Origin of the sequence: Echinicola arenosa, from assembly GCF_014841125.1 — a bacterium.
GTDB classification, from domain to species: domain Bacteria; phylum Bacteroidota; class Bacteroidia; order Cytophagales; family Cyclobacteriaceae; genus Echinicola; species Echinicola arenosa.
The window spans coordinates 540,809-553,588 of record NZ_JACYTQ010000002.1 but is presented as its reverse complement, the minus strand read 5'-3'; the positions used below and the strand labels follow the sequence as shown (position 1 = coordinate 553,588).

At 41.9% G+C, this 12,780-nt stretch carries 13 protein-coding genes; 8 read left to right on the top strand and 5 right to left on the bottom strand.

What is annotated here, in order from left to right; genetic code table 11:
• Positions 1–141 precede the first annotated feature (141 nt).
• Both IFO69_RS07085 and IFO69_RS07080 read right to left on the bottom strand, forming a co-directional pair.
• Entirely contained in the window at positions 142–1,143 is a 1,002-nt protein-coding gene (locus IFO69_RS07085) for an aldo/keto reductase (protein ID WP_192009371.1), read from the bottom strand.
• A 92-nt stretch (positions 1,144–1,235) separates the two neighbouring features.
• On the bottom strand, positions 1,236–2,222 hold the full coding sequence (locus IFO69_RS07080) for a metallophosphoesterase (protein WP_192009370.1): 987 nt from the start codon (positions 2,220–2,222) through the stop codon (positions 1,236–1,238).
• A gap of 394 nt (positions 2,223–2,616) precedes the next feature.
• On the opposite strand from IFO69_RS07080, the gene IFO69_RS21790 reads away from it, so the two are divergent.
• Positions 2,617–2,757, top strand: a complete 141-nt coding sequence (locus IFO69_RS21790) for a winged helix-turn-helix transcriptional regulator (RefSeq protein ID WP_317173435.1) — start codon at positions 2,617–2,619, stop codon at positions 2,755–2,757.
• Positions 2,758–2,775: 18 nt separating this feature from the next.
• On the top strand, positions 2,776–2,976 hold the full coding sequence (locus tag IFO69_RS21785; protein WP_317173434.1) for a winged helix-turn-helix transcriptional regulator: 201 nt from the start codon (positions 2,776–2,778) through the stop codon (positions 2,974–2,976).
• 272 nt (positions 2,977–3,248) lie between these two features.
• On the opposite strand, the gene IFO69_RS07070 is transcribed toward IFO69_RS21785, so the two are convergent.
• Complete coding sequence (locus IFO69_RS07070; RefSeq protein WP_192009369.1) at positions 3,249–4,544, bottom strand: nucleoside hydrolase-like domain-containing protein; 1,296 nt, start codon at positions 4,542–4,544, stop codon at positions 3,249–3,251.
• A 95-nt stretch (positions 4,545–4,639) separates the two neighbouring features.
• On the opposite strand from IFO69_RS07070, the gene IFO69_RS07065 reads away from it, so the two are divergent.
• From IFO69_RS07065 to IFO69_RS07050, 5 genes are all read left to right on the top strand, one after another.
• Entirely contained in the window at positions 4,640–4,948 is a 309-nt protein-coding gene (locus tag IFO69_RS07065) for a cupin domain-containing protein (protein WP_192009368.1), read from the top strand.
• A gap of 43 nt (positions 4,949–4,991) precedes the next feature.
• Positions 4,992–5,114 (top strand): hypothetical protein, encoded by a 123-nt coding sequence (locus IFO69_RS21695; RefSeq protein ID WP_262891612.1) that lies wholly within the window; start codon positions 4,992–4,994, stop codon positions 5,112–5,114.
• 831 nt (positions 5,115–5,945) lie between these two features.
• Complete coding sequence (locus IFO69_RS07060) at positions 5,946–6,542, top strand: nitroreductase family protein (RefSeq protein WP_192009367.1); 597 nt, start codon at positions 5,946–5,948, stop codon at positions 6,540–6,542.
• A gap of 21 nt (positions 6,543–6,563) precedes the next feature.
• Positions 6,564–7,412, top strand: coding sequence for a type 1 glutamine amidotransferase family protein (locus tag IFO69_RS07055; protein ID WP_192009366.1), 849 nt, complete (start codon positions 6,564–6,566; stop codon positions 7,410–7,412).
• A gap of 20 nt (positions 7,413–7,432) precedes the next feature.
• A complete protein-coding gene (locus tag IFO69_RS07050; protein WP_192009365.1) occupies positions 7,433–7,732 on the top strand; it encodes a DUF1330 domain-containing protein in 300 nt (99 codons plus the stop codon).
• A gap of 71 nt (positions 7,733–7,803) precedes the next feature.
• Here the strand turns inward: IFO69_RS07050 and IFO69_RS07045 are convergent, their stop codons facing one another.
• Both IFO69_RS07045 and IFO69_RS07040 read right to left on the bottom strand, forming a co-directional pair.
• Positions 7,804–8,784, bottom strand: a complete 981-nt coding sequence (locus IFO69_RS07045; protein WP_192009364.1) for a helix-turn-helix domain-containing protein — start codon at positions 8,782–8,784, stop codon at positions 7,804–7,806.
• Between the two features lie 148 nt (positions 8,785–8,932).
• Positions 8,933–10,519: a sulfatase-like hydrolase/transferase gene (locus tag IFO69_RS07040; protein ID WP_192009363.1), complete on the bottom strand. Its 1,587-nt coding sequence runs from the start codon at positions 10,517–10,519 to the stop codon at positions 8,933–8,935.
• 577 nt (positions 10,520–11,096) lie between these two features.
• On the opposite strand from IFO69_RS07040, the gene IFO69_RS07035 reads away from it, so the two are divergent.
• Positions 11,097–12,605, top strand: coding sequence for an arylsulfatase (locus IFO69_RS07035; protein WP_192009362.1), 1,509 nt, complete (start codon positions 11,097–11,099; stop codon positions 12,603–12,605).
• Positions 12,606–12,780: the final 175 nt, after the last annotated feature.

Here is a 12,780-nt window from a genome sequence, read left to right as displayed (position 1 = left end):
TTTCCAATGGTCACATGGAATTCGCGATAAACTTATTCATCTTTCGGTTGGTATATTTAGGGGTTCTAAGTTTATGCTCATTTCATATATTAAAATTAAGAAATGAAACGGCCTTACGCCATTCCCCTTCAGCTATTATTATCATTGATCAATACTTTCCATTCCATGAGCATCATAGCGTGCACCTGTGTCCAAACCCAGAGGTACAATACTTTCTAAACGCTCAATATCCTCGGTACTTAATGTAATATCTGTGGCTTCAATATTTTTCTCTAAATGTTTTCTTTTAGCTGTTCCCGGAATTGGTACATAGCCTTTGGAAAACACCCAGGCCAAAGCCAGTTGCGCAGTGGTCACCTGTTTTTCATTCGCTAGTATTCCAATTTCCTTTACCAGGTCTAGATTTTTTTGAAACTGTTCTCCCTGGAAACGTGGGATATTCAAACGCCAATCACCTTCTTTTAAGTCTGATGGACTTTTAATGTCCCCGGAAATAAAGCCCCTTCCTAAAGGGGAATAAGGTACAAAACCAATTTCCATCTCCTCTAAGGCTTTTAAAATACCTGCTTCTTCAACCGTTCTTTCAAATAAAGAATATTCGGTCTGAAGAGCAGAAATGGGGTGTATGCTGTGCGCTCTATTAATTGTATTAACACCAACTTCACTCAGACCTAAATATTTCACTTTGCCTTCTTGTACCAATTCTGCCATTGCCCCGATGGTATCTTCAATAGGGACATTAGGGTCTAAACGGTGCAGATAATACAAATCAATATAATCTGTATTCAGGTTTTTTAAGGAGCGTTCTACAGCCTTGCGCACATATTCGGGAGTTGCATTTTTCTTCCAGGTTAATTCACCCTTGTCATCTATTTCATAGCCAAACTTTGTTGCTATAATGTATTGGTCCCTTTTTCCCTGAACCGCTTTTCCTATAAGGCGCTCATTGTCTCCGGGACCGTATTGGTCAGCCGTATCCAGGAAGTTCCCTCCTAATTCCAACGCTCTGTGAATTGTTAGTATTGCTTCCTCTTGGTCTGCTGACTTATACACATCGTGACCGGCAAATTGAGTCATACCCATGCATCCAAGCCCCACTTGTGGCACTACCAATCCTTGAGATCCTAATTTTACATTTTTCATTAATTGTCATTTTTAATTTGAAGCAAAATTCAGAAATGAAACACTTTTGAAAGTGTTCAAATCTCTTGGGTTTGTATGCAAATCCCTTTCAGCTATTGTTTTATCAATTTGAGTAAGGTGATTTCTGAAGTGGTGCCCAATCTAAATGGAGGTCCCCAATAACCGGTTCCGGAGTTCGTATATACCCACATATTGTTACATTTGTTAAGCCCTTTCGCGAAAGGTTGAAAAAGTTTTATAAGAATATTCCCTGGGAAGAATTGTCCTGCGTGAGTATGCCCTGATAGTTGTAAATCAAAATATTGCGAAGCTTCTTCAGCAATGTTGGGTTGATGTGCGAGCAATATTTTAAGATCTGCATCCGGACTTCCATACAGTGCTTTTTGTAGATCAGGACCACTAGTAGGGTCTACTTCTTTTACCTCTGGGTCTATAATTCCTGCAAAGAGGATGGGATTTTCTCTACTCGACATGACCCAATGGTCATTAAGTAGCACCTGAATACCAAGACTCCTAAAATAATCAAGCCATTGATCACTGTCTTTTAGGTACTCATGATTCCCTACAACATACAATACCTGTGTTTTTGCAGTAAGTTTAGATAGTGGCTTCAAGGAATCCTTATATTTTTCAAAATTACCATCTGCAATATCACCAGTCAAAACAACAATGTCGGCTTCCTGCCTCAGGGCCATGTCAATTACATTATCTACGTAAGCGGCATTAATACCAGGCCCAGTGTGGAGATCACTTAATTGCAGGATTTTATAATTTTCTAACGAAGAAGGGAGGTTTCCGATTGGGATGGAGACTTGTACTAATTCCGGGCCGCGCTGCGCCCTCCAATTGCCTATGGAAAGCAATGCAAAAGATATAATGAACATAAGAAAGGTGCCCGATTTTGAAAAGCCCCAATGCGCCCAATCCACTTTTATGGCATGTAGAGGGAGAAATACCAGATCTCGCACTAAAATGAAAGTGATGATCAAACCCACCATTCCCATATCAAAATGAACAATGGCTCTGAGTATTTTATCGGGCAGCTCTGGCAGTACTCCATACCATACCAAAGGATACATCAGGATTAGGCCAATAAGTATTGCTGCTACCAGCCAAGAGTATGCACCTATTCCGGTAGTCCTAAAGCCTAAAAAAACTAATAATAAGGAGCAAATTGAAATTGCTATAATCAAGAACCAATTCATTGAATGATATGAAAATGAAAGATGAGTTATTACTTCGCAAAGTACTATAACCTCAGGAGCAAAAGTGTGTGCGAATCTCTTGAGTTTGTGTTCAAATTTAGGGTAAGCAAAATCCTCTAAATACTGGTTTATATCCTTAATAATCAATGCGATACTCAATATTTGTCCCATCTATTGTTTTCCATTTTGTAAAAGCGGTAGGACAGCAATATTTAGTCTCCTATTGAATTGCTGTTGCAAATTTAAGGAAAGTGTGAATCTTGAAGAGATGGCAGTAAAAAAAGGATATAAAAATTGTCTGGATACGGTGAAACCCGTGCGCGATACCTTAGAGGTGATCAATGGCAAATGGAAATTGCAAATCATTATTTCCCTAGGTTTTGGGAATGAAAGATTTACGGATATATAGGATAGTATTGATGGATTGATGCCAAAGGTTTTGGCCAAAGAGCTGAAGGATTTAGAAGAACATCAGTTGATCAAAAGAATTGTCATTGACGATTATCCTGTAAAAATCTCGTATAAACTGACACCATATGCAGATACGTTAAACCCGATAATCTATGCATTGAAAGATTGGGGAATAAATCACAAGAAGAGACTTTTTAAACAAGTGCAGGCCGTTTAAGTGTGCCTTCGGAAATAATCAGGGTAATCTGTACGAGGAAAATAAACGTTGAATTGACTTAAAATTGAATTAGGTCAGTTTTAGGAGGTTTCCCACCTTCGGCAGAGGATTAGTCTGAAAGGCTAAATGATGATAGTTGGTCAACTGGGTTTAGATAAATGGGGTATTAGAACAATGAGGGTGCTTGGGGAAAGATAATTATTATCAAGACTACCATCAAATAGGTTTTTTCCATAGTTAAGGTGTAGGCTAAATACTTTAGATTGTCCCTATCACTTTTCCAACCATTTCCATCGCTCCGCCCAGTCCATCAAGAACTCCTTTCTGTATTTTGAGATGGTTTTTGCCCCTTGCTGATCTTCGATAAAAAGTGCTGGATTTTGCCTATCACTGTACCAGTTAGGTCCAAGTTGATAATCATCTGCCGTTGCTTTTCCCGGCCATGGAACCGTACTGATATAGGAACCTTCCAGTCCATCCAATTCGGCGATGGAACTACTGGTTTTATAAGATCCTTGTTCCGGTTTTTTTGAAGAATATCTTACTCCATAAACTCCATCTCCCATGTAGTAGCCCGGCCAAGTCTGATTCTGGACTTCTATCTGGAAAACTACAGAATCTTCGGGGACACTTATTTCCGGTCCTATAAATCTCCATTCCACCGTCGCATATGCAGCCACAGTATCCTGAAGGGAACTTCCACCCTTGAATACATTTCTGGAGCTACGGTGGATCTTTTCAAAACTTCCACCCCAACTTTCTCCGGTAGGATTATTAGGATCTCCATTCATCAGATAAGCAAGCGAAGGCGTATCGCCCATTTTAATGTTGCCATCATAATACTTGATGAAATCCTTTCCCAATTCACCGCGTCCCTGAATGTAATTTTCATAATAAGCATTTCCTTTCAGGTCATTCGGGGAATCATTGTCCATAAACCAGCCTCTATACGTTGCATTTGCCTCGATCATCCAAAGGTCAGGGTGATGCTCTGCTATATAAGAATAGGCATTGATACTCCATTTTTTATTAGGGCCTCCGATCCAATAAACTCTGATACTCTCTTTGATCTCAGGAGCATCGTGTAAGGCTTGAGCAAGATCCTCTATTCCACCCCAAACCATTATCCAAAGGGGTTGATCACTTTTCTTCTTGGCGCAGGCGATTATCCATTCCGAACCTTCTGTTGGAGTGGTGTGTCCTTTAAACGGTGCTGCATCTTTTTGCCCTTGTTTGGTTATCTCCCTCAGTGACTTTGGAGTTGGGAGTTCTGGGGCATTGGGTAGGAGCTGTTTGTAATCTTTTTCGTAGATATCAATCATATCTAAAAAGTCCTTTTTGGTTCCATCACCGAAAGGTGATGAAACCAATCCTTCCAGCTGAAAAAGGTCTGAATACATCATTAAATGTATCATCGATTGGAAATCATCAGGATCTGTTCCGCCAATGTCCGAACTGACGATTACTCTAGGTTTGGCAGATTCATTCAGTTGTGCTTGGCAGCTGGAGCTTCCAAAAAAAATGAATATTCCTACAAAGGCTAGTAAAATACTTTTATTGCAAATCATCTTGCTTGGGGTTATTGAAAAGATTGGATGTAAATTTATTCTCGCATTTGGATAAAAACTACCCATATTATCTTAATAATCTATCGAATTCCTAGATGATGAAACGTTTTGATGAAATAAGAAGTGTTTTTAAACCTTATGGCTTTTCCTGTGAAATGTGGATGCCCAATCTGATGCATAGACCAGATCGCCATAATGAAATTGAAATCAACTTTTTCCCTGAAGAAGGGATTGCTTATTTATTCAAAGGAAGGAAAATCAAAATCCTTCCTAATAGAATCACTCTTTTTTGGGCCTTGACACCCCATCAAATAATAGTGTTGCGGGAGCAAACTGCCTTATTTCGTTTGCACCATTCCCTTTTTGATTTTTTTGGAATGGAAACTATCGGCAAGCTTCGTTGAGAATATTTTAAATGGAGAAATAGGCAGTAAAACTATTGTCAGCTTGGCGTTGAACAGGAAAAGACCGCTTACCATCGAAATGGTCAGAAATCTTTCCAGCTACTTAAACTTACCAGTTGAGGTACTGGTCCAGCAGTACGAACTGGATGGCAAGCAAGAAAAATGAGTGTTAAAATTCCATGGAATAGATAGTTCAGAATTCGTACCCCTCGTACCGTACGAATTCCACGAGGTGGAAATAATATCCAAAAACAAGCAAATGAATTCAATTCTAAATCAAAGGTTCGTTTTCAAAAATTTGTCCATCTTCAAGTAGGTCGATTTTCTGCTTTTTACATCAAAAAAAAAGACCATTCAAAAATTCAAATCGAAAAATGAGCTTATATGGTAATTAGAGCTGATTTTAAAAGATACGATTCAAATAAATTTAGCGCTATAAAACCAAAATGAACCTGTCCTCCTATTTGTCCCCCTTATCGTCCCTTTTTTGTCCTCCTTTTAGAACTGTATTATCACTCAATTTTTGAGAGGTATAGGTGATGTACAAGCGCTTGGTAGGTTGTGAAAGTCAAAGAGATCGTATCGAAATCATTCAAATGGATTTGGATTTACTGAAATGAAGCGCGGAGCTTTTTGAAAGAATAGAGGTCAACCGTCAGCTATTGTAGGGTTTAAGTTTAGCTCAAAGTGTGTCCTGATAATTGGGGGATGCTCATGAAGATTAATTGGATATGGGTAGCCATCATAGGTGTTTTTATTTCATGCCTTTTCGAAAGCGCTCATTTCAATTTTCACTTTAACAGAAGGTTATATTATTACGGTTTGAAGGTGGCTGCTGGTAATCGGTCTGAGAATCCAATCCTGTCATTCTGCAGGGGAGAATCTCTATAGAAGAAAACCTTTTTCCGTCATTCCTTGGTCTTTTTCGACTAACGGTGACAAGGAATAAGTAGGTAATTTTGCATCATAATAGAATTTTGATTTGATCTATAACATTATGAATGCATTGCACTTAGCTCAGAATAGGTATTCGACCAAAAAATACCAAAGCAAACCGATTCCATCCGAAAAGGTAGAGGCGCTCAAGGAAATTCTACGCCTTTCACCTTCCTCGATCAATATTCAGCCTTGGAAATTTACTTTTATCCAGGACGAAGCGGTAAAGTCCAGACTTGCGGAAGCGTCTTCTTTCAACGAGTCAAAGATCAAGCAAGCAGACTTGCTAGTTGTGTTCAGCGTTGCAGAAGATCTCGATGCTTTTCAAAAAGTAGTAGACAAAGAATTGCCCGAAGCGCTGCGGGATTGGTACAACCAAGGCAGAGCGAGTATGCCTGAGGCGGAGCTGAAGGTGTGGTTTTCTAGACAGCTGTATATTTCCCTAGGGATGGGTCTGGCGGGATGCGCTGCATTGGGATTGGATGCCACGCCTATGGAAGGGATCTCTTCCGATGACTTTGCGCAGATTCTCAACCTGACCGAATACAAGCCTCTTATCGCGATGTCTGTCGGGTTTGCTGCGGAAGACGACTACAACCGCCTTGAGGTCGTCCCCAAATCCCGACGGGCACTTGAAGAAGTGGTCGACAGTATTTAATCCCTTTCTGAATTATTGATTATGGATTGCATAAAACAAATCGTAGGTGTCACTCCCCAAAAAGAGGGAGACAACACCTACTCTCCGTCCAAGCTGGCGCTGAAACTCGCAGTGGAAAAAAAGACCGACTACGCCAGCGTGGACTTTGGTACCAAAAATCAAGATCATTCCAAAAGGATTTTGATTGTCGGTACCGAAACAGAGCTGCTCAAAATGGAAAACGGCAAGATGTTTCAGACGGGTAATCATCCCGTGGAGCTCTTTGTGCCGATGCTGCATTGGCAGGCGGCAGGATATAGCCTGGACATTGCTACGCCTACCGGTGCTCCCCTGCAGCTCGAGCGGTGGGCATTGCCGACCGAGGATTCGGCGGTGATGGAGCTATTTGAAGCCTATAAGCCCAAACTCGCCCAACCTCTTGATCTCCGTCAGCTTGTCGACCACCTCGATGAAAATAGCCCCTACGTGGCGGTCTATTTTCCTGGTGGGCATGGAGTGATTGCAGATTTGCCGTTTAGCGATGCGGTGAGCCAGGTGGTGAACTGGTGCTCTTCACAGGATAAGCATATGATCAGCATCTGTCACGGACCCTCGGCATTCCTGTCCACCGGAGCCAGTTCACCCTACAGTGGGTATGCGATATCTGCCTGTCCTGATGGGATGGATAAGCTTTTGCCTCCCACCGGATATTTACCGGGAAGTATGCCCTGGTTTTTTGGCGAAAAACTAAGGGCGCTGGACATTAAGGTGGTGAACAAAATCATGAATGGCAAAGTGATGATCGACCGAAAACTAATTACGGGAGATGGCCCCAAAGCAGCAAACGAGCTGGGAATCGTATCGGCTATGGCCTTATTGAATGAAATTTAATCAAAATAATAAAGAAAGAAATGGAAGTATATTTTATCATCAGCTATGACATCGTGGATTTTGAGACATTTCAAAAATACCCACCCGCAGTTTGGGAAATCCTGCAGCAATACGACGGGGAACTGCTGGTCTCGGATATGGATGCAATCGCCATCGAGGGTGAAAAGAAAATGATGCATGCCATCATCAAATTCCCTAGCTATGAGCGCGCCATGGAATGCTTTAATGGTCCGGAATACACTGCGGTTCGTCCTTTTAGAATCAATTCGAGCAAGGACAATACTGTTATTATGGCCAAAGCATTTGTACCTCAGGGATAAGCAGTATCCTGCTAAACACGAGTATTTGCCTGGGTCTGACTTTCAATAAGTTGGGCTCAGGTATTTTATTATCATGCCTCTTTTTGTACCTCACTGGGGAGTTTGCCATACTGGTTTTTGAATGATTTGGCAAAATGACTCAGGTTCGTGTAGCCGATCAGGAAAGCCACCTCGGAGACCGAGTAGTGCTGATGCAGGCGATCCATGGCAATTGCCAATTTGTTTTTCAAATGATATTGGTAGGGAGTCACACCAAAAACCTGTTTAAAACTCCGTTTAAACTTGGTCAGACTCATCTCTGATTGTATTGCAAGTGCATCCAGACTAATGGGCTCCAGCGGGTTCTCATCCATAGCAGCTCTGATTTCAAGGAGCTTTTCCAAATCTTCGTGGTGGATCTTGGAGTGATGTGATTGGTTGAGCTGCCGATGCTCCAGCTTGGAAAACAAAGTGTTGAGCAAATGCAGGGCGCTGGAAAACAGAAAGAGACGGTTAGCGCTGGCCAAATCCATCTCGCTTACCAAGTACTTGAACTGATAGTCTAGATTCTCTGCTATGTAAATCGGCTGATCGTCCGTGAACAAACTCTTTAGCTCCGATGAATCATTGTCAAAGGCATTGGCTAACAGCCACTCCCTGGTGAATCCGATTTGTATGATTTTCACATCCTCGTCAGCCGGAATGTTGTAGTGGCAAATGGCGGAGGATGAACTGAGCATCACGCTGATATTGTCAAAGTTGAATTCAAAAAGCGTTTCCCCGGAATATTGCCTGATCGAGGCATTGCTCAAATAAAAATTGATGATAAATAGCTCGTTGAATTTACTGGCGGTTTGGATCAGGGGCAAAGGCTCTTTGAGGGTAAAATCCATTTGTTGAGCCCAAAAACCTTTTTGAAACTCCTGGTACCTTAATTGACCCAAGCCAATGTCGGAATAAAAAGTAAAAGTCTCCTTGTCTATGGTGCCTAAGTTTCTGGCTTGCAGGGTCAGGTACCATTCGGTAGGAATCGTAAGTGGATAGGAGATAACCTGGCGATGGTTGTGCTTCATTGGACGGTTTGCCACAGGGTTAATGCTTCTTTTGGGCTATAGGAAGGTTTGTTTGCTCAAAAATAATAAGTAATAGCGGATCAAGAGACGGATGACTGATGGCAGTCTTTTGATTCCGCTACTGCTGTTGCTGATTTTGGCAATCAAGCTACAATCCCAGCCCGAGGTCTGTATTGGGATATTTGACCATGGTTGCCAAGTGTCTTGCTCTAAAAGCCATCACGGCAGGCAGTCCCCATTCGAAATACAAGTGGCCTTGGCTGGCCATTTCTTTGGGATCGACATTTAAGTTGTACACCCAGGGAGCGGTTCCTATGTCGCCTACAAACGAAGCATCGATGTTTCGTCCGGCTTGTTTGACATCAAAGATTTTGAAATGAATCTTGTAGTCTCTCCAGCGTACAGCACACATGTCAGACCTGTTCCAAATGAATTCGGCCTGTCTTTTGGATTCGCCATTTTCGGCCAATAGGTAAGAGGTCTGGTCGATTCCATCGTAGTATAGATTGTCGGGAAGTTTTGTTTGCAGGTTTCCACCGATTTTCAAAACGGTCATGTACAGATCAGTGAGGTCGATAATGCCATTGGTGGCCTGACCTGGCTCTATCATTCCTTTCCAGTAGGCAATCATCGGTACTCTAACGCCCCCTTCCCAGGTATTTCCTTTTCCGCCTTTCCATGGATGATAGCCACCGTCCGGCAATGCGTCTTCGTTTGCTCCATTGTCAGATGTGAAAATTACGAGTGTGTTCTCAAGCTCACCAGATTCTTCCAGTACAGCCATGATTTCACCTACAATATCATCCATTTCCACGATGGCGTCTTTCACCGGCATTGCCGCAGGGCTCTTTCCTATGTAGGCTTCCCCACTATAGGTATCGTTGTGGATTGCGGTGAAAGAGTGGATCAAAAAGAAGGGATGATCGCCACCTGTATTTTCCTGAATGAATTTGATAGATTCGTTTTTGAGTACTTCGTCTATTTTACGAACGTCGCTGATGGTTTTGATTGGAAAGCCTACCTCGCGTGTGCCGCCTTTTTTGCCTTTGATCAAGCCCTCGGGTTGCAATTGAAAAGCAAGATCGTGGATTTCTTTATTATTGATCATGTCACTATAGCGCCTGTCCATCAGAAACTGCGTGTAGTCGGATTGTACGGAAGGGAGGCCAAAATAATAGTCAAATCCTACTTCGTGGGGTAGCATTCCTTCTGCTTCACCGATATGCCATTTGCCCATGAGTGCTGTTTTGTAGCCTACCTGACTCAGGAGTTTGGCTTGTGACATTTCGATTTCCCAAGGATTGGTTTTTACCTTGTCTCCGCTCAAAAGCGGCCGAATGAGACCACTCCGTTGAGGAATGCGGCCGGTCATCAGGGCAGCTCTGGATGAGGTGCAGGTAGGAGTGGAATAGAAAGAGGTAAACCGCTTCCCTTCCATCGCCAGTCGGTCGGTATGAGGGGTGGGAGCTCCTACTGCGACGCCTCCTCCATTCACACCGATATCTCCCCAGCCTAGATCATCGACGAGGAAAATCAGGACATTCGGCTTTTTGCCAATTCGTTTTTCCAGGTCTTCCAACTTCTGATCAGCGATCTTTTCCTGTTCTGGATACGGTGTGATCGGTTCAAAATTTTCTCGCTCTACCACAGTCATATCAAAAACACTGATCTTTTCTTGGGCATAGAGGCTGCTAATGCTCAGTGCTATAGCAATTCCTGAAATTAATCGTTTCATATTGTTGTGCTTTGGTAAAAATTCCTTTTAACCTTACTTTTATATTCACTGATTTACGATTCAAAATCCAGTAGATGGGCTTGTTTAAAAATGAACAAAATCGCAAGTGGAATTTGTAGAAGTCCCAAAATCGTTTTCCCTTTTCTGCCTTCCAATTAAGGAAGGTTTTTCGTATCTATTTTCTGCTGAAACATCTGAAAAAGGCTTCCTTACACCCTCCTATTGGACAAGTTATTTATTGAAATTGAGCTGAGCAAGCATTGCGTGCCTTATTTTGATGTAAAATAACTAAATACTTTTTATCTTACAGATGATCATCAATTGGTACGATGCGTTTTGATAGAATACCTATTCAGTCAAAGAGAAAAGTAAAACATTAAACTTTGGCCTGTTAAGACCATTGTAATTCAATCGTAGCGTCCAAGGGAGATAAATCTAGCGGATTGAAAACCTGATTAAAAAATGGAGGGGATCTGCTATAAATGAATATTTTTAGAGGTGTAACATATTAAACAAAACATAAAAAAATATGGTGTGATCAATTATTTCAACGGTTTTATTGGTAGTCTTTGGGACTATGTCTTATGCCCAGGATAAGCCAAACATTCTAGTCATTATGTCCGATGATATGGGCTGGCAAAATGTAAGTGCCTATGGATTGGGCACCATGGGATACACAACGCCCAATCTGGACAGGATCGGTAGAGAAGGTATCATTTTTACTGATCATTATGCGCAACCATCTTGTACGGCAGGTAGGGTAGCATTTATTACAGGACAATATCCTATTCGCAGTGGAATGACTACTGTGGGACGGCCTGGTGATGCGCTTGGCCTGAAAGCCGAGTCGCCAACTCTTGCAGAGGTTCTAAAAGGGCAAGGATACGCCACCGCACAATTCGGTAAAAACCATCTGGGTGATCAAAACGAAAATCTCCCAACAGTACATGGATTCGATGTGTTTTACGGAAACTTATATCACCAAAACGTATCTGAAGAGTATGCTGATTCCGACTATCCAACAGATCCGGAATACCATAAAAAATGGGGGCCAAGAGGAATCATTCATTCGGTTGCGACTGACGCCTTTGACAATACGACAGACGAAAGGTTTGGTGTGATCGGAAAACAAAAAATCCTGAGTGATGAAAAATTCACTATCGAATGGATGAAAACCATTGATCAGGAATTTTTCGGTAGAACGGAGGAATTTATGAGTGAAGCGAAGGAAGATGGAAAACCTTTTTTCGTATGGTTAAATCCGGTTCGGATGCACATGCACACCCATTTGAGCGACGAGTCTCGCTACTTGGCAAAGGAGTTTACTACAGGTGATGATATGTATGGCAGCGGAGTCATCGAGCACGATGCGATGGTGGGCGAATTGTTGGATTATATGGAGAAGAACGGCTTGCTGGAAAATACGATCGTAGTTTATACCACTGATAATGGTCCGGAGCATGAGGCTACTTTTCATGGTGGAGTGACACCATTTAGAGGGGATAAAATGACCACTTTTGAAGGTGGGCTACGTGTGCCGACCATGGTTATGTGGAAGAACCATATCCCTGCTGGACAATACCTGAATGGTATACAAAGTCACATGGATTTGTTTACCACCTTGGCTTCGGCTGCAGGAGTTAACAATGTGGCAGAAAAAGTAGCTCAGGAGAAAAAGCAATACATCGACGGGGTTGATAACTTGGCATATTGGCTGGGGGATTCCAACAAAAGTAACCGTAACAACATGCTTTATTTTTACGAGTCGGATTTAATGGCGATCCGAATGGGCAATTGGAAGGTGAATTTCCAAGCTACTGAAAACTATTATGGAGCATATACCAAATACAAATTCCCTTTGATGTTCAACTTGCGGATGGATCCGTTTGAATCTTATGACAATACGGATCAGCAAACCTGGGCAATTCAGTCAAAGCAGTTTGTCAACGATTTTATCATGATGAATTTGAATGAATTCAAAACCTCAATGGAGGAATACCCTCCTGTACAGCGGGCAAAGAGTTTGGATTTCAGTGGTATGATGGATAAGATTATGAATGATATGTCCGCTAAAAGTGGTCATTGATCCTAGAAAACGTTATAGTTGATAAGGATAAATTTGACAGCATCGGGTTTCGCTCGGTGCTGTTTTTCTTTTTGCAGTCCAATGAGCTTCTCCAAAATCAAAGTAGGGATGCGATAATCAGCAATGATGCTTTTTCCAGCTTAACTTTGCTTTTTGACTCTAGATAACCGGATAA

What these genes read in the sequence shown, in the direction of transcription:
- IFO69_RS07085 (WP_192009371.1), bottom strand. Translation starts at nt 1,143, where the DNA reads ATGAAAAATGTAAAATTAGGATCTCAAGGATTGGTAGTGCCACAAGTG.
- IFO69_RS07080 (WP_192009370.1), bottom strand. Translation starts at nt 2,222, where the DNA reads ATGTATCCTTTGGTATGGTATGGAGTACTGCCAGAGCTGCCCGATAAA.
- IFO69_RS21790 (WP_317173435.1), top strand. Translation starts at nt 2,617, where the DNA reads ATGGCAGTAAAAAAAGGATATAAAAATTGTCTGGATACGGTGAAACCC.
- IFO69_RS21785 (WP_317173434.1), top strand. Translation starts at nt 2,776, where the DNA reads ATGCCAAAGGTTTTGGCCAAAGAGCTGAAGGATTTAGAAGAACATCAG.
- IFO69_RS07070 (WP_192009369.1), bottom strand. Translation starts at nt 4,544, where the DNA reads ATGATTTGCAATAAAAGTATTTTACTAGCCTTTGTAGGAATATTCATT.
- IFO69_RS07065 (WP_192009368.1), top strand. Translation starts at nt 4,640, where the DNA reads ATGATGAAACGTTTTGATGAAATAAGAAGTGTTTTTAAACCTTATGGC.
- IFO69_RS07060 (WP_192009367.1), top strand. Translation starts at nt 5,946, where the DNA reads ATGAATGCATTGCACTTAGCTCAGAATAGGTATTCGACCAAAAAATAC.
- IFO69_RS07055 (WP_192009366.1), top strand. Translation starts at nt 6,564, where the DNA reads ATGGATTGCATAAAACAAATCGTAGGTGTCACTCCCCAAAAAGAGGGA.
- IFO69_RS07050 (WP_192009365.1), top strand. Translation starts at nt 7,433, where the DNA reads ATGGAAGTATATTTTATCATCAGCTATGACATCGTGGATTTTGAGACA.
- IFO69_RS07045 (WP_192009364.1), bottom strand. Translation starts at nt 8,784, where the DNA reads ATGAAGCACAACCATCGCCAGGTTATCTCCTATCCACTTACGATTCCT.
- IFO69_RS07040 (WP_192009363.1), bottom strand. Translation starts at nt 10,519, where the DNA reads ATGAAACGATTAATTTCAGGAATTGCTATAGCACTGAGCATTAGCAGC.
- IFO69_RS07035 (WP_192009362.1), top strand. Translation starts at nt 11,097, where the DNA reads ATGTCTTATGCCCAGGATAAGCCAAACATTCTAGTCATTATGTCCGAT.